This is a genomic window from Pseudomonas sp. m6p (assembly GCF_055760375.1).
Genome location: NZ_CM147084.1, coordinates 1,767,765 through 1,789,982 on the forward strand (window position 1 = coordinate 1,767,765; position 22,218 = coordinate 1,789,982).

At 60.1% G+C, this 22,218-nt stretch carries 21 protein-coding genes; 8 read left to right on the forward strand and 13 right to left on the reverse strand.

What is annotated here, in order from left to right:
- Positions 1–61 precede the first annotated feature (61 nt).
- Together ACYZUM_RS08085 and ACYZUM_RS08090 are read right to left on the reverse strand one after the other, a co-directional pair.
- Entirely contained in the window at positions 62–1,105 is a 1,044-nt protein-coding gene (locus ACYZUM_RS08085; RefSeq protein ID WP_108182446.1) for an LLM class flavin-dependent oxidoreductase, read from the reverse strand.
- Positions 1,106–1,168: 63 nt separating this feature from the next.
- A complete protein-coding gene (locus ACYZUM_RS08090; protein ID WP_003225754.1) occupies positions 1,169–1,654 on the reverse strand; it encodes a flavin reductase family protein in 486 nt (161 codons plus the stop codon).
- Between the two features lie 325 nt (positions 1,655–1,979).
- Here ACYZUM_RS08090 and ACYZUM_RS08095 point away from each other — a divergent pair, with 325 nt between their 5' ends.
- Positions 1,980–3,401, forward strand: a complete 1,422-nt coding sequence (locus tag ACYZUM_RS08095) for a purine-cytosine permease family protein (protein WP_108182447.1) — start codon at positions 1,980–1,982, stop codon at positions 3,399–3,401.
- A gap of 297 nt (positions 3,402–3,698) precedes the next feature.
- On the forward strand, positions 3,699–4,799 hold the full coding sequence (locus ACYZUM_RS08100; protein ID WP_007960451.1) for a polyamine ABC transporter substrate-binding protein: 1,101 nt from the start codon (positions 3,699–3,701) through the stop codon (positions 4,797–4,799).
- An 80-nt stretch (positions 4,800–4,879) separates the two neighbouring features.
- Here ACYZUM_RS08100 and ACYZUM_RS08105 read toward each other — a convergent pair whose 3' ends face one another.
- The 4 genes from ACYZUM_RS08105 to ACYZUM_RS08120 all read right to left on the reverse strand — a co-directional run bounded on the left by ACYZUM_RS08105 (position 4,880) and on the right by ACYZUM_RS08120 (position 9,484).
- Positions 4,880–5,857 carry a TerC family protein gene (locus ACYZUM_RS08105; RefSeq protein WP_108182448.1) on the reverse strand — a complete coding sequence of 326 codons (978 nt, stop codon included), beginning with the start codon at positions 5,855–5,857 and terminating at the stop codon, positions 4,880–4,882.
- 289 nt (positions 5,858–6,146) lie between these two features.
- Complete coding sequence (locus ACYZUM_RS08110; RefSeq protein WP_108182449.1) at positions 6,147–6,620, reverse strand: hypothetical protein; 474 nt, start codon at positions 6,618–6,620, stop codon at positions 6,147–6,149.
- A gap of 223 nt (positions 6,621–6,843) precedes the next feature.
- On the reverse strand, positions 6,844–8,556 hold the full coding sequence (locus ACYZUM_RS08115; RefSeq protein WP_108184382.1) for an amidase: 1,713 nt from the start codon (positions 8,554–8,556) through the stop codon (positions 6,844–6,846).
- Positions 8,557–8,695: 139 nt separating this feature from the next.
- Entirely contained in the window at positions 8,696–9,484 is a 789-nt protein-coding gene (locus ACYZUM_RS08120; protein ID WP_108182450.1) for an AraC family transcriptional regulator, read from the reverse strand.
- Between the two features lie 85 nt (positions 9,485–9,569).
- Between ACYZUM_RS08120 and ACYZUM_RS08125 the strand changes: the two genes are divergently transcribed.
- Positions 9,570–10,568 carry a bile acid:sodium symporter family protein gene (locus ACYZUM_RS08125; protein ID WP_108182451.1) on the forward strand — a complete coding sequence of 333 codons (999 nt, stop codon included), beginning with the start codon at positions 9,570–9,572 and terminating at the stop codon, positions 10,566–10,568.
- A 101-nt stretch (positions 10,569–10,669) separates the two neighbouring features.
- Here the strand turns inward: ACYZUM_RS08125 and ACYZUM_RS08130 are convergent, their stop codons facing one another.
- A complete protein-coding gene (locus ACYZUM_RS08130; protein WP_041062599.1) occupies positions 10,670–10,864 on the reverse strand; it encodes a PLDc N-terminal domain-containing protein in 195 nt (64 codons plus the stop codon).
- A 54-nt stretch (positions 10,865–10,918) separates the two neighbouring features.
- The gene (locus ACYZUM_RS08135) at positions 10,919–11,533 is read right to left on the reverse strand and encodes a LuxR C-terminal-related transcriptional regulator (protein WP_108182452.1); all 615 of its coding nucleotides are present in this window, start codon (positions 11,531–11,533) and stop codon (positions 10,919–10,921) included.
- Positions 11,534–11,647: 114 nt separating this feature from the next.
- Between ACYZUM_RS08135 and ACYZUM_RS08140 the strand changes: the two genes are divergently transcribed.
- A complete protein-coding gene (locus tag ACYZUM_RS08140) occupies positions 11,648–13,273 on the forward strand; it encodes an ATP-binding response regulator (RefSeq protein WP_108182453.1) in 1,626 nt (541 codons plus the stop codon).
- A gap of 1 nt (position 13,274) precedes the next feature.
- On the opposite strand, the gene yecR is transcribed toward ACYZUM_RS08140, so the two are convergent.
- From yecR to ACYZUM_RS08160, 4 genes are all read right to left on the reverse strand, one after another.
- Positions 13,275–13,583 carry a YecR family lipoprotein gene (gene yecR / locus ACYZUM_RS08145; RefSeq protein WP_027613060.1) on the reverse strand — a complete coding sequence of 103 codons (309 nt, stop codon included), beginning with the start codon at positions 13,581–13,583 and terminating at the stop codon, positions 13,275–13,277.
- Positions 13,584–13,614: 31 nt separating this feature from the next.
- Complete coding sequence (locus tag ACYZUM_RS08150; protein ID WP_041062586.1) at positions 13,615–13,929, reverse strand: hypothetical protein; 315 nt, start codon at positions 13,927–13,929, stop codon at positions 13,615–13,617.
- 508 nt (positions 13,930–14,437) lie between these two features.
- Positions 14,438–15,610 (reverse strand): cystathionine gamma-synthase, encoded by a 1,173-nt coding sequence (locus tag ACYZUM_RS08155; RefSeq protein WP_041062583.1) that lies wholly within the window; start codon positions 15,608–15,610, stop codon positions 14,438–14,440.
- The gene (locus ACYZUM_RS08160; protein WP_108182454.1) at positions 15,607–16,983 is read right to left on the reverse strand and encodes a pyridoxal-phosphate dependent enzyme; all 1,377 of its coding nucleotides are present in this window, start codon (positions 16,981–16,983) and stop codon (positions 15,607–15,609) included. Before ACYZUM_RS08160 ends, ACYZUM_RS08155 begins: the two co-directional genes overlap by 4 nt.
- A gap of 392 nt (positions 16,984–17,375) precedes the next feature.
- Here ACYZUM_RS08160 and metE point away from each other — a divergent pair, with 392 nt between their 5' ends.
- Complete coding sequence (gene metE / locus ACYZUM_RS08165) at positions 17,376–19,664, forward strand: 5-methyltetrahydropteroyltriglutamate--homocysteine S-methyltransferase (protein WP_108184383.1); 2,289 nt, start codon at positions 17,376–17,378, stop codon at positions 19,662–19,664.
- A gap of 125 nt (positions 19,665–19,789) precedes the next feature.
- On the opposite strand, the gene ACYZUM_RS08170 is transcribed toward metE, so the two are convergent.
- A complete protein-coding gene (locus tag ACYZUM_RS08170; RefSeq protein WP_108182455.1) occupies positions 19,790–20,725 on the reverse strand; it encodes a Ppx/GppA family phosphatase in 936 nt (311 codons plus the stop codon).
- Here ACYZUM_RS08170 and ACYZUM_RS08175 point away from each other — a divergent pair.
- The 3 genes from ACYZUM_RS08175 to map are packed head-to-tail and all read left to right on the forward strand — an operon-like array spanning position 20,724 to position 22,171.
- Positions 20,724–21,119: a hypothetical protein gene (locus ACYZUM_RS08175; RefSeq protein WP_142580081.1), complete on the forward strand. Its 396-nt coding sequence runs from the start codon at positions 20,724–20,726 to the stop codon at positions 21,117–21,119. The genes ACYZUM_RS08170 and ACYZUM_RS08175 overlap by 2 nt on opposite strands.
- A gap of 36 nt (positions 21,120–21,155) precedes the next feature.
- Positions 21,156–21,383 (forward strand): ParD-like family protein, encoded by a 228-nt coding sequence (locus ACYZUM_RS08180; RefSeq protein ID WP_041062571.1) that lies wholly within the window; start codon positions 21,156–21,158, stop codon positions 21,381–21,383.
- Positions 21,380–22,171 carry a type I methionyl aminopeptidase gene (gene map / locus ACYZUM_RS08185; protein ID WP_108182456.1) on the forward strand — a complete coding sequence of 264 codons (792 nt, stop codon included), beginning with the start codon at positions 21,380–21,382 and terminating at the stop codon, positions 22,169–22,171. The genes ACYZUM_RS08180 and map overlap by 4 nt, the downstream gene beginning before the upstream one ends.
- The last annotated feature ends 47 nt before the right edge of the window (positions 22,172–22,218 follow it).

The window sequence follows — 22,218 nt, forward strand, 5'->3', positions numbered from 1 at the left end:
ATGCAAACGCCCCGACACAGCGTTGGAGCGTTTGTTTGTTCGGTTTCAACCTGTAGGGTCCTTAGCGAAACGCCGGCACCACATGCTTGATGAACAACGCCAACGACTTCTTCTTCTCCGCATGCGGCAAGCTGTTGTCACACCAGAAACTGAACTCATCCACCCCCAGTTCCTGGTAATACTTGATCCGCGGAATGATCTCTTCCGGCGTACCGATCATCGCTGTCTTGTGCAAACTCTCCAGCTCAAACTCTGGACGCCCGGCAAACTTCTCTTCCGGGCTAGGGGCGAGGAAACCGTTGACCGGTACTTCCTTGTTGCCGAACCACGCATCGAAGGTGCGATAGAACCGTGAGATGGCTTTGGCGCCGACTTTCCAGCCGTCCGGATCGTCCGCCGAGTGCACGTGGGTGTGGCGCAGCACCATCAGTTGCGGACGCGGGACGTCGGGGTTGTTGTCCAGGGCGGTCTTGAACTTGTTCTTCAGGTCGACGACTTCTTCGTCGCCCTTCATCAGTGGCGTGACCATCACGTTGCAGCCGTTGGCCACGGCGAAGTTGTGCGAATCCGGGTCGCGGGCGGCGATCCACATCGGTGGGTTGGGCTTCTGAATCGGCTTCGGCACGCTGGTCGAGGTCGGGAATTTCCAGATGTCGCCGTCGTGGGCGTAGTCGCCTTGCCACAGGGCGCGGACCACCGGGACCATTTCGCGCAGGGCCTGGCCGCCGCTGGAGGCGGGCAGGCCGCCCGCCATGCGATCGAATTCGACCTGATAGGCGCCGCGCGCCAGGCCGACTTCCATGCGCCCGTTGCTGATGACGTCGAGCAGGGCGCATTCACCGGCCACCCGCAGCGGGTGCCAGAACGGCGCGATGATGGTGCCGGCGCCGAGGTGAATGGTGGTGGTTTTGGCGGCGAGGTAGGCCAGCAGCGGCATCGGGCTCGGCGAGATGGTGTATTCCATCGCGTGGTGTTCGCCGATCCACACGGTGCTGAAACCACCGGCCTCGGCCATCAGGGTCAGTTCGGTCAGGTCTTCGAACAGTTGGCGGTGGCTGACGCTTTCGTCCCAGCGTTCCATGTGGATGAACAGGGAAAATTTCATGACGCTTCCTCGGATCTTTTATTGTTGAGGCTACAAAGCTGTGTGGGAGGGCTGAAATCTTGCTCAGGCCAGAACGGGCAGGGCGCCCATCTTGCCGTGGCAATACACCAGCGGCCCGGTGTGCTGCTCCGGGACGATCAGGTTCTTCACCGCGCCGACCATGATCGCGTGGTCACCGCCTTCATATTCGCGCCACAACTCACACTCGATGATAGCCGTCGCGTTGGCCAGGATCGGGTTGCCCAACTCGCTCAATGTCCACTCGATGCCTTGCGCTTTGTCCTTGCCTTTACGGGCGAAGGCGTAGGCTTCGCTCTGTTGGCCGCCTGACAGAACGTGGATCGCGAAGCGCTTGTTCTTGATCAGCACAGGATAGGAGTCGGAACTGTAGTTGGGGCAGAACAGCACCAGGGCCGGGTCCATCGACAGTGAGCTGAAGGCGCTGGCAGTGAGGCCGACGATCTGGCCGTCATCGTCCAGCGTGGTGATGACAGTGACGCCGGACGGAAACGAGCCCATGACTTGTTTATAGATGGCTGCATCGATCATTGGACGGTCCTCGGGTGTTGTGACGCGATTTTTTATATGTTTGTTGGTCTGATGGTATACCAGTATTTTTTCTTTGCAAGAGCTTTTAGGCTGAACCGATAAACGTGGTGCTTTCGTCGGAAACTCTGCATTTATTGGGCTTCTGGCTGGCCTGCAGGCCGCAGAATCAGGGAGGATGGCGCATCAGATAGCGCCGTAAACTACGGATCAGTCTTGTGAAATGTTTGGAATACCATAATATGGTCTGCATCTGAGGGGCGGCCGCAGAGTCCCCCCGGTTTGGCTTCATACAAAGATAAGAACAGACAAACTCGAGTTCATGCATATGTCCCAGATGTCCCGGCAAGATCCGTTGATCGAGAATCACACGGTCGACTACGTCCCACTCGCGGAACGCCACGGGAAGGCCCGCGACCTTTTCACCTTATGGTTCAGCACCAACATTGCGCCACTGCCCATCGTCACCGGCGCCATGGTGGTTCAGGTGTTTCATCTCGATTTGCTCTGGGGGCTGCTGGCGATTGCGCTGGGGCACTTGATCGGCGGGGTAGTGATCGCTCTGGCGTCGGCGCAAGGCCCGCGCATGGGCATTCCGCAAATGGTCCAGAGTCGCGGTCAGTTCGGGCGTTACGGCGCATTGTTGATCGTGTTTTTTGCAGCGCTGATCTACATCGGCTTCTTCATTTCCAACATCGTGCTTGCCGGTAAATCGATTGTCGGCATTGCGCCGTCGGTACCGGCGCCGTTGAGCATTCTGATCGGTGCACTGGCGGCCACCGCAATTGGCGTGATCGGCTACAACTTCATTCACACACTCAACCGCATCGGCACCTGGGTGATGGGCAGCGCACTGCTCGCCGGTTTCCTCTACATCTTCGCCCACGACTTGCCTGCAGACTTCCTGACGCGCGGCAGCTTCAACCTGTCGGGCTGGCTGGCGACGGTGTCGCTGGGGATCATCTGGCAGATCAGCTTCTCGCCGTACGTGTCCGACTATTCGCGTTACCTACCGGCGGATATCGGTATCGCCAAACCGTTCTGGGCCACTTATCTGGGGGCGACGCTGGGGACGATTCTGTCGTTCAGCTTCGGCGCCGTGGCGGTGCTGGCGACGCCGGAAGGCACCGAGGCGATGGCGGCGGTCAAGCAGTCGACCGGTTGGCTGGGGCCGATACTGATGGTGTTGTTCCTGCTCAACATCATCAGCCACAACGCGCTGAATCTGTACGGCGCAGTGCTGTCGATCATCACCTCGATCCAGACGTTCGCCAGCCAGTGGACGCCGAGCATCAAGGTGCGCGTGGTGTTGTCGAGCGTGGTGCTGGCGGGTTGCTGCGTGGTAGCGCTGGGTGCTTCGGCGGATTTCATTTCGCAGTTCATCGGGCTGATTCTGGCGTTGCTGCTGGTGCTGGTGCCGTGGGCGTCGATCAATCTGATCGACTTCTACCTGATCAAGCGCGGCAGCTATGACATCAGCTCGATTTTCCGCGCGGACGGCGGCATTTACGGGCGCTTCAATCTGCACGCGATCATTGCCTATTTCATCGGGATCATTGTGCAACTGCCGTTCGCCAATACGTCGCTGTACGTCGGGCCGTACGCCAATCTGGTCGACGGTGCAGATCTGTCGTGGCTGTTCGGCCTGGTGGTGACGGTGCCGTTGTATTACTGCCTCGCCACGCGCGGGCAGACGCAGAAGCAACGTGGCGAGGGGATTTATCCCCGATCGGCTGCGAAGCAGTCGTGAAATCAGCGAGTGCGGCCCCCTTTGAGATTTAAAGGGGGCCGCTTCGCGTCCCATCGGGGATAAATCCCCTCACCACAAGTGATCCCCCGTCCAGCTTCCGCATTCCAGTGGTCATTCAAATTGGCCATTTCGATCCCCTTTTGGCCCATCACCCACTGTGCCGCGACCCCGCGGTCGGCAAGAATCAAGGCCACAACAAAACGCTGGACTTTGCTTGCCCTTGGCTACCTTTACAGCCGCTGCCGTGTACAGAACATAAAAACCATCGATCTCACGTCGCATTCCGGGGAAACAACCATGGTCACGATGAAACGCATTTTGGGTGCCACCGTGTGTGGGCTGACGCTGCTGGCCAGCGCGGTACACGCCGAGCAGCGCGAGCTGCGGGTCTACAACTGGGCGGATTACATCCTGCCGTCGGTGCCCAAGGATTTCGCCGCAAAGACCGGCATCAAAGTGACCTGGGACACCTTCGACACCAATGAATCGCTGGAAGCCAAGTTGCTCACCGGCAACTCCGGCTACGATCTGGTGGTGCCGTCGAACCAGTTCATCGACACCCAGATCAAGGCCGGGGTGTTCCAGAAACTCGACAAGTCGAAACTGCCGAACTGGAGTCACCAGGATCCGGCGCTGCTCAAACTGCTCGACGCCAATGACCCTGGCAACCAGTACGGCGTGCCCTACATGTATGGCACGGTGCTGATCGGCTTCAACCCGGCCAAGGTCAAGGCCGCGCTTGGCGACAACGCGCCGGTCGACAGCTGGGATCTGGTGTTCAAGCCGGAAAACATGGAGAAGCTCAAATCCTGCGGCGTGGCGATGCTCGATTCGCCGTCGGAAATCCTCCCGCTGGCCCTGCATTACTTGGGCCTCGACCCGAACAGCCAGAACCCGGCCGACTATGAAAAGGCCAAGGATCTGATGCTGAAGATTCGCCCGTACGTGACCTACTTCAACTCCGCCAAGTACATGACCGACATCGCCAACGGCGATATCTGCGTGGCCATCGGTTACTCCGGCAGCTTCTATCAGTTCGGCAACCGTGCGAAAGAGGCGGGCAACGGTGTGGTGGTCGACTGGCGTTTGCCGAAGGAGGGTGCGCCGATCTGGTTCGACACGTTCGCCATTCCGAAGAGCGCGAAGAATGTCGAAGAGGCCCACGAATTCCTCAACACTTTGCTCGATCCAAAAGTCATTGCGCCGATCAGCGACTTCCTCGGCTACCCGAACGTGAACAAGGACTCGATGCCGCTGGTGAACAAAGACATCACCGCCAACCCGAACCTGACGCCAACGCCTGAAGCCCTGAAAACCCTCTACGTCGTCCAGCCCCTGCCGCAAAAACTCGAACGCGTACGCACCCGGGTGTGGACCAGCATCAAGTCCGACAAGTAACCGCCTCCTCCCTGTAGGAGTTGCCGCAGGCTGCGATCTTTTGATTTTGCTTTAAAAAAGATCGCAGCCTGCGGCAGCGCCTACAGGGATTGAGTTTGGTCTTCCTTGCGAGTGACGATCAGGCTCAACACCACTGACCCCAGAATCACCCCGCCGACCACCGCCAGCGACCATTCCACCGGCATGTGAAACCACGGCATCAGCGTCATCTTGCCGCCGATGAACACCAGCACGATCGCCAGTCCGTACTTGAGCAGATGAAAGCGGTCGGCCATGTCTGCCAGCAGGAAATACAACGCCCGCAGGCCCATGATCGCGAAGATGTTCGAGGTGAACACAATGAACGGATCGGTGGTGACTGCGAAAATCGCCGGGATGCTATCGACCGCAAACATCAGGTCGCTGGCCTCGATCAGCGCCAGTACCAGAAACATCGGCGTTGCCCAGCGTACGCCGTTCTGCAGCACGAAAAAGCGTTCGCCGTGAAAGCCCTGCGTGATTCGCATGTGCCCGCGCACCCAGCGCAGTAGCGGGTTTTTGTCGAGATCCGGTTGCTGCTCGGCGAACATCAGCATCTTGATCCCGGTGATGATCAGGAACACCCCGAAGGCATACAGCAGCCACTCGAACTGCGACACCAGCCACACCCCGGCAAAGATCATCGCCGCGCGCATCACGATCGCCCCGAGCACGCCATACAGCAGCACCCGGCGTTGCAATTCCGGCGGCACCGCGAAGTAGCTGAAGATCATCACGAAGACGAACATGTTGTCGATCGACAGTGACTGCTCGATCAGATAACCAGTGAGGAATTCCAGCGTCTTGCGCTGGGCAATGTCGGCGCCGAACTCGCCGTGCAGATACCACCAGAGCCACCCGGCAAAAGCCATCGCCAGCGCGCACCAGGCGATCACCCAACAGGACGCTTCCCGCACTGAAACACGGTGCGCCTTGCGTCCGCCGAAGACGAACAGGTCCAGTGCAAGCATGGCGAGAACGAAGACGATAAACGCGCCCCACATCCATGGTTCGCCAATGTTGATATTGTCAGTTGGCATGGCGGGCTCCCTGGCTTTATGTCGTTGGAGATAGACCGGGACATGCTAGCGAGGAGTGAGTGCCAAGGAAAAATCGTATATTCCTGAGATAAAGTTCGATAAAAACGAAGTGTCTGGCGTTTTTTTGCAGCAGGCGTCTTTGCAATGGCAAGCGGCATTGATGCGTGACTGCGAGAGATATTTTCAAGTGAATTAATTTAAAAGTTGGAGCTGCCAAACACTGCGGGCAGGCACTTACCCGTTTGGCATTGATGTGTGTTTGCAACCAGCTTTCCTATTGCTGAAAGTTTTAAAGAGGGCCCGTCGCCAGTAGTTCTAATGTGCCCTTTACTTTGTAGGATTTTTCGCCGGACTCTATTTCAAAATTAAAATCTGCGAATATTGATTCTTTTATGTTGTCTCGCAGAAGTTTGATTTCGCCGTTGCCACCATGAAGCCACCCTCCAGTGGAAATGACGCTGGCAAGTACATGGCTTCCTTCACCTTTCTTAATCGGATATGTGCCGCTTTGGAGTTTGCGACCAAAGATAATGGCTATTTGGTAGAAATCGTCTTGTGTATGATATCGCCCAATGGCACTGACTGATTCGTCGGTCAGGGAAGCATAAATAAACACGTTCGGCTCGAACCTCGGAATGGGCGGAAAATCAGGGGTGAATGTCGCTTTGTAGTATTTGTCAAGCGGCTGTTGTTTTACTTTGATAGGTAATGGCTTCAAGTTTTCATCGACGCCAAGTTGTTTAAATAGATTGGCATTGCTCATGGTCTGCGTTCCTTTAGTGATTAGCGATTTCGCGGATTTTCTAAATGGAAAGTCCATCGAGCGAGAACGTTACTCGCGGTCCTGTTCGACCGCTACTGTCAGAACTGTCAGTTGTCAGGCACGGGAGGGTATGTTGAAGGGGTATTGACGCAGAGATGAGCGACAGGCCATTGCAGCCGAGAGCGGATTGAGACCCTTTCGAGCCTCAATCCAACCCTCCTTGTTACTTGCCGGCAGTCAGCGCCGGAGTGCGCGGCGGCACCTGACGCTTGGAGCCGGTCGCCTCGAACGCCGAGGCCAGGCGCAGCAGGTTCGAGTCATCGTAGGCGCGACCGGCGAAGGTCAGGCCGACCGGCATACCGATGTCGGCCATGATCCCCATTGGCACAGTGACGGTCGGCACGCCGAGGTGACGGATCGCCAGGTTGCCGTTGGCGACCCAGATGCCGTTGCTCCAGGCGATGTCCGCCGATTCCGGATTGATATCGGCATCTGCCGGGCCGACGTCGGCGTTGGTCGGGAACAGCACCGCGTCGAGTTTCAGTGTGTCCATCCAGTCTTCCAGATCGAGCTTGCGGGTCTTTTCCAGGCCGCGCAGGCCGTCCGGCAGAGTCGGAATCTGATCCCACGGGGTGATGCCGCGCTCGGCCATGCGCACGTATTCGTCCATGCCGGCGGCCAGGTCGCCCTCACGGTTGGGCAGGGTGCCCGGGTCGTGCGGGAAGATCTTCGGCCCGTCGACATCGGCCAGACGGTTGAGCTTCGGATCGCCGTTGGCGCGCAGGAAATCGTCGAAGGCCCAGGCCGACAGGTCCCACAGTTCGTGGTGCAGGAACTCCTTTGAGACGATGCCGCGATTGAACACGGTCGGCGCGCCCGGACGGTCGCCTTCGCAGTTGGAGACCAACGGGAAATCCACTTCGATGACTTCGGCGCCGGCCGCTTCCAGAGCCGCGCGGGCCTGTTTCCACAGGTCGATCACCGAAGGGCGGGTGTTGATCCGCTGCCCGGTCGGGCCGCCGATGCCCGGCGCTTCGCTGGTGCCGGCTTCAGGGTCGGCATTGATGTACATCTTCGGCACACCGAGGCGTTTGCCGGCCAGTGCCGCGGGTTTCACTGCCAGTTCGGCGTAGGACGCCGGACGCACCGAGGCGACGCTCGGGATCGGCACCCACGGCTGCAGGCGCCACAGGTCGCCACGGGTGTCGGGGTCTTCCGCGACGACCACGTCGAGCACTTCAAGCAGATCGGCCATGGTCCGTGCGTACGGCACCACCACGTCCATGGTCGGCGTCAGCGGCCAGTTACCGCGTACCGAGATCACCCCGCGCGACGGCGTGTAGGCGCACAAACCGTTGTTCGACGCCGGGCCGCGACCGCTCGACCAGGTTTCTTCCGCCAGGCCGAAGGCCGAGAAACTCGCGGCGGTGGCGGTGCCGGCGCCGTTGGACGAGCCAGAGGCAAACGGCGCGGTCAGGTAGGCGGCGTTGTACGGGCTCTCGGCCCGGCCATAGACGCCACGCTGCATGCCGCCATTGGCCATCGGCGGCATGTTGGTCTTGCCCAGGCAGATCGCCCCGGCGGCGCGCAGGCGTTCGATGGTGAAGGCGTCGCGATGCGCCACCAGATCGGCGAAGGCCGGGCTGCCGGAGGCGGCGGTCAGACCCTTGACCAGATAGCTGTCCTTGGCGGTGTAAGGGATGCCGTCGAGCGGGCCGAGGGTTTCGCCCTTGGCCCGGCGCGCATCGGATGCCTGGGCTTCGGTCAGCGCTTCAGGGTTGCGCACCACCACGGCATTCAGTGCGGTGGCGGTGTGCGGGCCGTCGTAGGCGTCGATCCGGGCCAGATAGGCCTGCACCAGTTCAACCGCGGTGGTTTGGCCGGCTTCTAGCGCCGCGCGTAATTGAGCAATGGAGACTTCAGTGACTTCGATCATGCTGTTACCGCCGACAGGTTCGCTAAAGGGTTGGGTCATTAGGGTTATCGTCGAAATGCGTGAAGAATTTCGTATGGGCGAAACTCTACCCTGAACTTTGCCGAATGGCATGTGCTAATTCGATAAATATCGACAAAACTCAGCGAAAAAATTCCCCCGGTGTCTCGCCAAACTGTTGGCGGAAGGCTGCGATGAACGCAGAGGTCGAGTCATAACCGCAGGCCAGCGCCACGTCGGTGACCCGTTCGCCGCGTTCCAGCGGGGTCAGCGCGCCCAACAGACGCAAGCGCTGACGCCAGGCGCGGAAGGTCAGGCCGGTGTCGCGTAAAAACAGTCGGCTGAGGGTTTTCTCGGTGACACCGAATTTTTCGCTCCAATGGTTCAGTGTGGTCTGCTGTTCCGGATGTTGCTCCAGACTTTGATAGATCTGCCGCAGACGGCTGTCCTGCGGCAGTGGCAGCATCAGGTCGATCTGCGGCGCCTCGGCCAGTTGATCGAGGATCACCTGGGCCAACCGGCCATGCGCGCCACTCTCGTCGTATTCCACCGGGACCAAACTGAAGGCGCGAATCAGCTCGCGCAGCAGGTCGCTGACGCCCAGCACATGACAGCGCTCAAGCGCCCAGCCGGCCACGCTGCAATCGATATACAGGCTACGCATTTCGGTGTGCGGCGAGCTGAACACTCGGTGCGGCACGCCCGCCGGAATCCACACCGCACGCTCTGGCGGCGCGACGAAACGCCCGACGCTGGTCTGCACCTCAAGCACGCCCTGAATCGCGTACGACAATTGCACCCACGGGTGACTGTGACGTCGGGTCAGCGCGCGATTGGGCAGCGATTCGGTGCGCCCGTACAGCGCACGCGGCAGGCTCGGCAGCCCGGGAATGCTGCGCCGGAAGCTTTTCTCGTGTCCTTTAGGCGGCATCTGTTGGCTCTTCGGCGTTAGTCGGTAATTTCTGCTCACGTTAGAGTCGCAGTCACGTACTGGCAACCCCCGGATGAACAGACCCATGACCCGACCAAGATTCCTGCCCGACAACTTCACCCTGACCCTGATCGGCGTCGTGCTGCTGGCCAGTTTCCTGCCGGCCAGCGGTCAGGTCGCGGTCGGGTTCGGCTGGCTGACCAACATCGCCATCGCGCTGCTGTTTTTCCTGCATGGCGCCAAGCTCTCGCGTGAGTCGATCATCGCCGGTGCCGGCCACTGGCGCCTGCACCTGTTGGTGTTCGGCCTGACCTTTGTGCTGTTCCCGCTCCTCGGTCTGGCATTGAAACCGCTGCTGTCACCGCTGATCGGCGACAAGCTGTACATGGGCATGCTCTACCTTTGTGCGTTGCCGGCCACCGTGCAGTCGGCGATTGCTTTCACTTCGCTGGCCCGGGGCAATATTCCGGCGGCGATCTGCAGTGCGGCGGCATCGAGCCTGTTCGGGATCTTCCTCACGCCGTTGCTGGTGACGCTGCTGCTGAACGTGCAAGGTGACGGCGGTTCGACCGTCGATGCGATTCTGAAGATCAGCGTGCAACTGCTGCTGCCGTTCATTGCCGGGCAGATCGCTCGGCGCTGGATCGGTGCGTGGGTCGGCCGCAACAAAAACTGGCTGAAGTTTGTCGATCAGGGTTCGATTCTGCTGGTGGTGTACGGCGCGTTCAGCGAGGCGGTCAACGAAGGTATCTGGCACCAGATTCCGCTGGTCGATCTGTTGGGGCTGGTGGTGGTTTGCTGCATCTTGCTGGCGCTGGTTTTGCTGGCGTCGACCTTGCTGGGCAAGGCGTTCGGTTTCAGCCAGGAAGACCGCATCACCATTTTGTTCTGCGGTTCGAAGAAGAGTCTGGCCACTGGCGTGCCGATGGCGCAGGTGTTGTTTGCCGGCAGCACGATTGGCGTGTTGATCCTGCCGCTGATGCTGTTCCATCAGATTCAATTGATGGTCTGTGCAGTGTTGGCGCAGCGTTACGCGAAACGGCCGGAATCGGTGCCGGAGTTGATGGCGCAGGTTGATCCGTAAACGCTGCATTCCCTGTAGGAGCTGCCGCAGGCTGCGATCTTTTGATCTTGAAAGTTAAAAGATCGCAGCCTGCGGCAGCTCCTACAGGGGTTTTTGTTGTATCAATCCTGCGTAACGTGTTTCGGGCCGGCCAGTGCCCAGGCAATCAGGCCAAACAAGGGCAGGAACACGATGGCGATAATCCACACGCCTTTATTGCTGCCTTTGCCTGCGCTCTTGCGCACCCTGTTGATCGCCCACAGTTCAATGATCACAAGAACGACGGCGAGTACGATCCAGACGGGTTCAATTTGCATGGGCTACCTCCTGATGGTCTTTCAGTTAGGTGAGCCCAAGCCCGCAGGGTTCATTTAAATTGCGCCACTGCCTCCCGAATACTTCACCGCAGCGGCTGCCCGCGACGGCACATTGAGCGTGCGCAACAACGACGACACGTGGATGCGCACGGTGAATGGCGAAATATCCAGCTCCCGGGCGATTTCCTTGTTGGTCTTGCCTTGGGCGATCAACCGCAACACATCCTGTTGACGCGGGGTGAGGGCGGTGCCGGTCTCCAGTGGCAGCAACCCGGAAGGGGCGAACCTGACCAACACTTCGCCTTCGCGGATCGCCAGAATCGCCTGGCCGATCTCATCCGGGGCGATGTTCTTGCCGATGAAGCCGTCGATGCCGGCCGCCATCACCTCACCGATCAATGTCTCGTCGTCGACCATCGACACTACGATCAATGTGGTGCGTGGCAGTTTTTGGCGCAGCGCGGCGAGTTGGCTGATGCAGGTCAGGCCGGGGAAACGCAGGTCGAGAATCAGCGTGTCCGGCTCGTTGCCGGCGGGCAGCAAGGCCAGCACGGCGTCGAGATCGCCGGCCTCCTCGATAGTCGCCTCGGGCAGCAGGCGCTGCACGGTGCGCCGCATGGCTTCGCGAAACATCGGGTGATCGTCGGCTATGATGATTCGGCCGGTCATGGCGTGACCCTCCCTGGATCAGGCGTGGTTTACGGCATGCACCTTAGCACCGCAGACGCGGATTGCCTGCTGGCCGGTGCTGATTCTGACGACTGTCGCACAAGGACGTTGCCCATGAAGTTCGAAAAAAACACCGAGCTGGATCAGGCCAATCTGCGCATCATCATCGCCAGCATTGCCATGGTTTACATTGGCGTGCTCGGCGTGTTGCCGGGTCAACGCTTCGCTACCTATCTGCCGGTGGTGGTCTACATCGCGCTGTTTCTGCTGGCGTCGATTGGCTTGCGCCAGGCCATTGCGCGCTGGCCCGGGCATTACCCGGCGCGGCGGATTTTCGGCATGGTCCACGATTACACCGGCACCTGTTTCGGCCTGGTGCTCGGCGGTGAAGCGGCGTTGCCGCTGTACGCGGTGATCATCTGGGTCAACCTGGGCAACGGTATGCGCTATGGCTCGCGCTATCTGGCGATTGCCACGGGGTTGGCGTTGCTGGCGCTGCTGGCAGTCTATCGGTTGACGCCGGTGTGGCAGGCGCAACCGTACATGGTGCTGATGTTGATGCTCACCAGCACGGTGATTCCGTTCTACGCGCACTTGCTGCTGGAGCGCACGCGCAAGGCCTCTGAAGAAGCCGTCGCAGCCAATCTGGAAAAGTCGCGGTTTCTCGCCCAGGCCAGCCACGATCTGCGCCAGCCGATTCACTCCATCGGTCTGTTCACGGCGTGCCTGCGTGAATCGCGGCTGGGCGAGCAGGAGCGGCAACTGGTCGACAACATTGACCGGTCGCTGCTCAACGTCTCGCAGTTGTTCCGTTCGATTCTTGACCTCTACACCCTCGACAACGGGCGCGTCCTGCCCAGGTTGCAGGTGTTCAATCTGGGCGAGTGGCTGGCCGACCTGATCCGCCAGAACGCCGAGGCGGCACGCTGGGCCGGTGTGGAATTGCGCCTGCGTCCGTGCCAGCACTGGGCACAGAGCGATCCGGCGTTGCTCGCGACCATGGTGCAGAACGTGCTTTCCAATTGCTTCAAATACGGCGCGCAACGCCCGGTACTGATCGGCGTGCGCAAGCGTGGCACCGGGCTGGCCATCGTGATTTATGACCGTGGCAACGGCATTGCCGAGGAGCATCTGCCGAAGGTCTTCGAGGAGTTTTATCGAGTGCGTCAGGTGCGCGACAAGGACGTGGAAGGCGTCGGCCTCGGGCTGTCGATCGTCAAGCGTCTGGGGCAGTTGATCGGCGTCGATGTGGCCTTGCGCTCGCAGCTTGGGCGCGGCACGGCGGTCTCCCTGTATGGCTTGCCGGTGGCCGTGGCGCCGCAGTTGCCGGTCATGCGTGACGATGTGCGGCAGGCCGGCCTGTTGACCGGGCTGAAGGTGTGTCTGGTGGAGGATGATCGCAACGTCTTGCTGGCGACCTCGGCGCTGCTCGAGCGCTGGGGCTGCGTGGTGCAAGGCGAATTGAGCGGGCAGGGGCTGGTCACCGATTGCGACATCATCGTCGCCGATTACGATCTGGGTCCACATTCCACGGGCATCGAGTGCATTGACGAGGTGCGGCGCCAGCGTGGTTTTGCGGTGCCGGCGATGATCATCACCGGGCATGACATCGAGAAAATACAGGCGGCCTTGCACGACCGCCAAATTGCCATCCTGTCCAAACCGGTACGCCCGGCCGAGCTGCGCGCGACCTTGCGCAGCCTGCGCGACCGGCAAACCGAGCCGGCCGAGCAGGTTTGACTCAACGCTTGCAGAGGTAGTCCTGAGTGATGGTGGTTTGCAGGCAGTTGAACTGGCCCATGGTGCGGCAGATGTTCTTCTCGGAACCGGTCACCTCGGCGTTCTTGTAACCCCAGGTCTTGCAGCGCTCCATCGCCACAGTCAGGCCTTGCGCGGCGTTGGTCTGGCCGCTTTCGAACTGGCCCAGTTCGTAGGAAACCTGAACCACGCCGTCGTTCTTGCTGCCGCCGGTGGCTTCCCACTGTTTGGGCGTGGCGCAGCCGGTCAGGGCGAGGGCGGTGAGGGTGAGAGTAGCGATCAGGATTTTCATGATGAACGTCGTCCTTTACCGGAGAAATCAATTACTGAACGGGGATCGGTGAGGCACCTTTGGGCAGGCAAGACAGCGGCGGAGTCATGATGCCCATGCTCGCCACCGCGATAATCGCGCCGCTGGGCAACTCACAGTTGTACTCGCCGGCCGAGGTATACGCGGTGTAGTAGGTGAGGGTGCTGTCGCTGCGGATGTTGTCGATTTTCGACACCGGTTTGCCGATGACGGTCTGGGCCCGTTCTTTCATGCTGGCTTCGGTGGGTTTGGCAGTCTGGCAACCGCTGGCGCCCAGCATCAGGGCGCCGACAATGGCCACTTTGCACAGATTGGAATGCAGTTTCATGGTGCTTCTTCCTTGGTGTTGTTCTGATTTCCAGGCACAACCATCCCGCGCACTGCACAGTGGCAATGTTGGGGAACATCGGGGGTTGCGAGGGAATATAGCGCCGGGGGGCGGGGCGGTCGATTAGCACAAATGTGCTAGTGAGCCGTGAAGCCGATAGTCTTTTCGCTTCCTTGCAAGGGGGCGCAGAAAGGAAATCAGTCTAAAAACACTCACCCATCAGCCGATGGCGTTTGCTAGCCTCAAAGGTGTAGGCGAAGACGCAGACTGATGCGCAAGCGGATAGCAAGGGGACGTGGGGCGCGTTCCGAAGGGTACACGGTTAGAAAGATCTCCGCGCTGAGATCCAGCCCTTATGCCGTGTGAGGCAGCAAAGCACCGTTCTTTTTCCATGGTTGCTTTTGTACTGTGAGAGGCCCGATAAACCTTGTAAGCCAGAGACCAGCACTGGCCGCCTACTCGAATAACCAAAGCCCGCATCACTGCGGGCTTTGTCGTTGTTGCAGGATCAGATTTTCGTCAGCGCATACGCCAGATCGGCGCGCAGGTCTTCGAGGTCTTCCACGCCCACCGACAGACGCACCAGGCCATCGCCGATGCCCAGTTTTGCGCGGGTTTCCGCGGGAATGGTCGCGTGGGTCATGATCGCCGGATGCTCGATCAGGCTTTCGACGCCGCCGAGGCTTTCGGCCAGCGCGAAGATCTTCACGTTTTCCAGAAAGCGCCGTGCACCCTCCAGATCACTGTTCAGATCCACCGAAATCATCCCGCCAAAACCATGCATCTGCCGTTTGGCCAACTCGTGCTGCGGGTGCGACGGCAGGCCTGGGTAGTAAACGCGTTTGACCTGCGGCTGCTGCTCCAGCCACTTGGCCAGTTCCAGTGCGTTGCTGCAATGACGTTCCATGCGCAGCGCCAGGGTTTTCACCCCGCGCAACGTCAGGAATGCATCGAACGGCCCGGAAATCGCGCCAACTGCGTTCTGCAGGAAGCCGAGTTTGTCCGCCAGTTCGGCATTCTGGCCGACTACTGCGATACCACCGATCACGTCGGAGTGACCGTTCAGGTACTTGGTGGTCGAGTGCAGCACGATGTCGAAACCCAGCTCCAGCGGGCGCTGGATATACGGGCTGGCGAAGGTGTTGTCGGCAACGCTGATGATCCCGCGTGCGCGGCAGATCCGTGCAATCGCGGCCAGATCCGACAGGCTCAGTAGCGGGTTGGTCGGCGACTCGACAATCACCAGGCGCGTGTCGTCCTGCAGCGCCGCTTCGAACGCCGCCAGGTCAGTCAGATCGACGTAGCTGAAACGGTGTCCGGCACTGCGCTGGCGTACCTTGTCGAACAGGCGGAATGTGCCACCGTACAGGTCATTGCCGGAGATCACGTGCGAACCGGCATCGATCAGTTCGAGCACGGTGGAAATGGTCGCCAGCCCGGAAGCGAACGCGAACGCGCGGGTGCCACCTTCCAGATCCGCCACGCAGCGTTCCAGCGCAAAACGCGTCGGGTTGTGCGAGCGCCCGTAGTCAAAGCCCTTGTGCACGCCGGGGCTGTCCTGCAGGTACGTCGAGTTGGCGTAGATCGGCGGCATCAGCGCACCGGTGGTCGGGTCAGGCGTTTGCCCGGCGTGGATCACCCGGGTCGCGAAGCCTTGGGATTTATCGTCGTGCTGACTCATGCGAGGGATCTCCGTAATTGGTTGAGCATGTCGGTGCGGGTAATCAGACCGTGGAAGCCCGAAGCGTCGGCAATGATCGCCACGAGGCCGCGACTGAGCACCGCTTCCAGCTCGGTGAGATGGGCGCCAGGTGCGAGGGTTTGCAGTTTGTCGGTCATCACGCTGGACACCGATTGACTGAAGCGCGCGGCGTCTTCGTGCACCGCGAGCAAGATGTCGGATTCGTCGATCACGCCGACCAGTTGTTTGCCTTCAACCAGCACCGGCAGTTGTGAGACATCCGCCAGACGCATGCGCTGGAACGCGGTCAGCAGGGTGTCGTCGGGGCCGACGCTGATCACGCGGCCGTCTTCGAAACGTCGGGCGATCAGATCGCGCAGGTCGCCATAGCGTTTGCGCTGCAACAGGCCCTGATCGGTCATCCACTGGTCGTTGTAGACCTTCGACAGATAGCGCGTGCCGGTGTCGCAGACGAAGCTGACCACGCGTTTGGGCTCGGTCTGTTCGCGGCAATAACGCAGCGCGGCAGCCAGCAAGGTGCCGGTGGACGAACCCCCGAGAATGCCTTCGGCCTTGAGCAACTGACGGGCATGATCGAAGCTTTCTTCGTCGCTGATCGAGTAAGCGTGGCGCACGCTGCTGAGGTCGGTGATCGACGGAATGAAGTCTTCGCCGATGCCTTCCACCGCCCACGAACCGGGCGTCGGCATCGTGCCGTCGCGGCTGTATTGCGCCATCACCGAACCCACCGGATCGGCGAGGACCATTTCCAGATCCGGCTGTACGCGTTTGAAGAAGCGACTCAGCCCGGTCAGGGTGCCGGCGGAACCGACGCCGACCACGATCGCGTCCAGATCATGTTCGGTCTGCGCCCAGATCTCCGGTGCGGTGCTGCACTCGTGTGCCAGCGGGTTGGCAGGGTTGTTGAACTGGTCGGCGAAGAACGCGCCGGGAATGTCTTTCGCCAGGCGGGCGGCGACGTCCTGGTAATACTCGGGGTGGCCCTTGCCGACGTCCGAGCGGGTGATGTGCACTTCGGCGCCCATGGCTTTCAAGTGCAGGACTTTCTCGGTGGACATCTTGTCCGGCACCACCAGCACCACGCGGTAGCCCTTGGCCCGGCCGACCAGTGCCAGACCCAGACCGGTATTGCCGGCGGTGGCCTCGACAATGGTGCCACCTGGTTGCAGGCGCCCATCGCGTTCAGCGGCGTCGATCATCGCCAGACCGATGCGGTCCTTGATCGAGCCGCCGGGGTTTTGTGATTCCAGTTTGAGAAACAGTGTGCAGAGGCCGGTATCGAAGCGGGTAACTTGTACCAGCGGCGTGTTGCCGATCAGCCCAAGTACGGCAGGGCGTGAATCCTTTGACATTTCTTCACCTCTTGTAGTGGTGTTGATCGCGTTCCATTCGCGGGGAAAAGCTCGCGTGCAACATAGGCGCAGACAGGATCTGTCGCAACCATTAGTCAGCCGCAGATACTGCCATTTCGATCTAACCATAGAACAGAATCGAAGCCTGCAACGGCGCGGTTTCAGAGGGTTTACATCAAGGCGCCATTGAGTATTCAAAGGGCGTCGTGACCGCGCTCGCCAGCTTGATTCGCGGATGAATATCCTGCAGGGCAAAACATGTTTTCAGCGGGCATACAGGTGACATTCGATCATGAGGGAAACTTGTGATCATCAAGATTAAAATGAGTTTGTCTCACCAGTGCCTGATCCCGACAATGGCCGCCATCAACAAGACATTGGAGTTGTTTGTCATGGCACTGGCCCATTCCCTCGGATTTCCGCGCATCGGTCGCGACCGCGAACTGAAAAAAGCGCAAGAGGCGTTCTGGAAAGGAGAACTGAACGAGGCCGGCCTGCGTGACGTTGGCCGCGAGTTGCGCAAGGCCCATTGGGACTTGCAGAAAAACGCTGGCCTCGAGCTGCTGCCGGTGGGCGATTTCGCCTGGTACGACCAGGTGCTGACTCACTCGCTGATGTTCGGGGTGATCCCCGAGCGTTTCCGTCCGCACGACGGCAAAGCCACGCTGCAGACCCTGTTCGGCATGGCCCGTGGTGTCAGCGACAGCTGCTGCGGCGGTGCACACGCTCAGGAAATGACCAAGTGGTTCGACACCAACTACCACTATCTGGTCCCGGAATTCAGCGCCGATCAACAGTTCCAGCTCGGTTGGGAACAGTTGTTCGAAGAAGTCGAAGAGGCACGTGCCCTCGGCCATAACGTCAAACCGGTGATTATCGGCCCACTGACTTATCTATGGCTGGGCAAGGCCAAAGGCGCCGAATTCGACAAGCTGGAATTGCTCGACCGCCTGCTGCCGCTGTACGGGCAGATCTTCGCGCGCCTCGCCGCACTCGGTGTGGAATGGGTGCAGATCGACGAGCCGATTCTGGTGCTCGACCTGCCGCAGGAATGGAAGAACGCTTTCGAGCGTGCGTACAACCAGATCCAGCGCGATCCGTTGAAAAAGCTGCTCGCCACTTACTTCGGTGGTCTGGAAGAAAACCTCGGCCTGGCCGCCAACCTGCCGGTCGATGGGTTGCACATCGATCTTGTGCGTGCAGCGGAACAGTACCCGACCATTCTTGATCGCCTGCCGGCCTACAAAGTGTTGTCGCTGGGCCTGGTCAATGGCCGTAATGTCTGGCGCTGCGATCTGGAACATGCGCTGGCGACTTTGCAGCATGCGCATGAGCGATTGGGTGATCGGTTGTGGGTCGCGCCGTCCTGTTCGCTGCTGCACAGTCCGGTGGACCTGAGCCGCGAAGACCAGCTCGATGCCGAGCTGAAAAGCTGGCTGGCGTTTGCCGTGCAGAAGTGTGAAGAAGTCGCCGTGCTGGCTCAGGCCGTCAACGAGCCTGAGTCACCAAAAGTGCTCCGCGCCTTGACCCAAAGCCGCTCGGTACAGACCAGTCGCGCCGCCTCGCCACGTATTCACAAACCGGCGGTGCAGGCCCGTGTGGCGGCCATAACAGCGCAGGACAGCCAGCGCCAATCGCCGTTTACCCAGCGCATCGCCAAGCAGCGCGCCGGCCTCGACCTGCCGCTGTTCCCGACCACCACCATCGGTTCGTTTCCGCAGACCGCCTCGATTCGTCTGGCGCGTCAGTCGTTCAAGCAAGGCAAGCTCAGCGAAGCCGAATACACCGAAGCCATGTACAGCGAAATTCGTCACGCTGTGGAGATCCAGGAGCAACTGGGCCTCGATGTACTGGTGCACGGAGAAGCCGAGCGCAACGACATGGTGGAGTACTTCGCCGAGCAACTCGACGGCTACGTGTTCAGCCGTTTTGGCTGGGTGCAGAGCTACGGTTCACGTTGTGTGAAACCGGCAGTGATCTTCGGTGATCTGAGCCGTCCGCAAGCCATGACCGTGGACTGGATCCGCTATGCTCAGGGCCTCACCGGCAAGGTCATGAAAGGTATGCTGACCGGCCCGGTGACCATGCTGATGTGGTCGTTCCCCCGTGAAGACGTGTCCCGTGAGGTGCAGGCGCGGCAACTGGCGCTGGCGATCCGTGACGAAGTGGTGGATCTGGAAGCCGCCGGAATCAAGATCGTGCAGATCGACGAAGCCGCCTTCCGCGAAGGTCTGCCGCTACGCCGCGCGCAGTGGCAGCATTATCTGGACTGGGCCACTGAAGTGTTCCGCCTGTGCGCCTCGGGGGTGCGTGACGAGACCCAGATTCATACCCACATGTGCTACAGCGAATTCAACGATGTGATCGAGTCCATCGCTGCGATGGATGCCGACGTGATCACCATCGAAACCTCGCGTTCGGACATGGAGTTGCTCGACGCCTTCGAAGCCTTCGCCTATCCGAACGAGATCGGCCCGGGTGTCTACGACATCCACTCGCCACGCGTTCCCGATGCTTCGGAGATGGCCAATTTGCTGCGCAAGGCAGCGCAGCGGATTCCGGCCGAGCGGTTGTGGGTCAACCCGGATTGCGGCTTGAAAACCCGTGGCTGGCCGGAGACTGAGGCGGCGCTGGTGCATATGGTTGCCGCTGCCCGGCAACTGCGCAAAGAACTGGCCTGAGCAGACACCCACCAAACCCTGTGGGAGCGAGCTTGCTCGCGAAAGCGGAGTGTCAGCTGAATAATTCTCGACTGACACTCCGCCTTCGCGGGCAAGCCCGCTCCCACACTGGAGTGTGTAGGGTATCAGTGCCGGCTCATCAAACCATGCAGCACACCCAGGCGCAGCCCCGGTTCCGACGGCACCATCTGCGAAATCCCGAATGCCTTGAACGCCGCCAGCATCAATACCAATCCGCCGGGCAAAATGCTCTGGCGATGCGGCTGCAAACCTGCCAGCTTCAACTGCTGAACGTTTTTCACCTTCAGCAGCAACAGCGACAAGCGCAACAACCCACCATAGGTAATGCCATCCTGGCCGAAGTCGTTCAAGCGATTGGCCTTGAGCACTTTCGCCAGCATCCGCGCCGTGCCGGACGAGCCAATGGTCTGCTGCCAGCCCTGTGCGCGGTAGCGGCGGGCGACTTTTTCGAATTGCAGGATCGCCACGCGTTCGGCTTCCTGCAGCGCACCGGGCGCGATGCGCCCGTCAGGGAAATAGCGTGCGCCCAAGGTGCCGCTGCCGATGGCGATGCTTTCGGTGAGCAGCGGCTGCGACCCCTGGCCGAGAATCAGCTCGGTGGAACCACCACCGATGTCGACCACCAGCCGCATGTCTTCTGCATCCGGCAGGGAATGGGCGACGCCGGCATAGACCAGTTGCGCCTCTTCATGGCCGGAAATGACATCGATGCGAAAACCCAGATGACGTTCGGCGCTGTGCAGAAACAGCTGCGCATTGTCGGCCTCGCGTACCGCGCTGGTTGCCACGGCCCGCACTTTGCCGGCCTCGAATCCGCGCAGTTTCTTGCCGAACCGCGCCAGCGCCTGCCAGCCCCGATCCAGCGCCAGCGCGTCCAGAGCACCGCCTTCGAAACCTTCGGCCAGTCGCACCGGCTCACGCAGGGTTTTGACCTCCTGAATCATCAAGCCCTGTCGACTGCGTACCGACTGGCCGATCATCAGGCGAAACGCATTCGAACCCAGGTCGATGGCGGCAAACAGCGAGGCGTCTTGTTTCATGGGAATCCCTGCAAAGCGTCCGTCGAAGGCTCAAGACGGTTTGCGAGGATTTTGCGGTGCGGTTGATGACATCCTGATGACGGGGCAGGGGCGCTTCAGTGAAGGGTTGGCTGTCATGACACTGTCATTATCCGGCGTCTATCCTGAACCCAATACATCGCGTGTTCTTAAAGTATTTGCTGCCTCTTTGGGCAGCTTTTTTTTGCCTGAAATTCGGCATGTTTCCCCCAAGCCGACACCAAACCCTGTAGGAGCTGCCGCAGGCTGCGATCTTTTGATTTTGGTTTTTATAAACAAAAGCAAGATCAAAAGATCGCAGCCTGCGGCAGCTCCTACACGGTTATGTCAGCAGGTTTGCGGAGTGTATTTGCAATTCGGCGCCAGGCTTGTCTAATATACGATCCATATACACTTCGTATTGGATTTGGATATGGGCATCGTAAAGATTTCTGAAGACATGCACGAGAACCTGCGCATCTCCAGCACCGCGCTCAGCCGCTCGATCAACGCGCAGGCCGAGCACTGGATGCGCATCGGCATGCTTGCCGAACTGCACCCCAACCTCGACCACAGCGCCATTTGCCGCTTGCTGATCCGCGCCGTACAGAACGGCGGGCTGGATCTGCACCAACTGACTCAGGAAGCCGTCAGCGCATGAGAAACCAGATCAAGATCAACACCCCCGCCGAAATCGCTCAGTCACGCGCTGCCGGCAAGCTGGCCGCCGAGGTGCTGGCGATGCTGGTACCGCATGTGAAGGCGGGCGTGACCACCGATGAACTGGATCGCCTGTGCAACGACTACATCGTCAATGTGCAGAAAGCGATTCCGGCTAACGTCGGTTATCACGGCTTCCCGAAAACCGTCTGCGCCTCGGTCAACGACGTGGTGTGCCACGGCATCCCGTCGGGCACGCCGCTGAAGGATGGCGACATCGTCAACCTCGACATCGCGGTAATCAAGAATGGCTGGTTCGGCGACACCAGCCGCATGTACGTGGTCGGCACGGCGTCGTCTGAGGCGCAACACCTGATCAAGACCACCTACGACGCCATGTGCGCCGGCATTCGCAGGGTGCGTCCCGGAGCGACGCTGGGTGACATCGGCCATGCGATCCAGAGTCTGGCGGAGAAAGAAGGCTTCAGCGTGGTGCGCGAGTATTGCGGGCATGGCATTGGCAAGGTCTACCACGATGAACCGCAGATCCTGCATTACGGGTTCCCCAATCAGGGCCTGAAGCTCAAGGCGGGGATGATCTTCACCGTCGAACCCATGCTCAATGCCGGCAAGCGCCATGTGAAGAACATGCCGGACGGCTGGACGGTGCTGACCAAGGATGGCTCCTTGTCGGCGCAGTGGGAGCATATGGTCGCGGTGACCGACACCGGCTTCGAGATCCTAACGGCGTGGCCGGACGAAATCGAAGGGTTCACTCCGATCAACTGAACACCACCGGCCCCTGTGGGAGCGAGCCTGCTCGCGAAGAGGCCGTG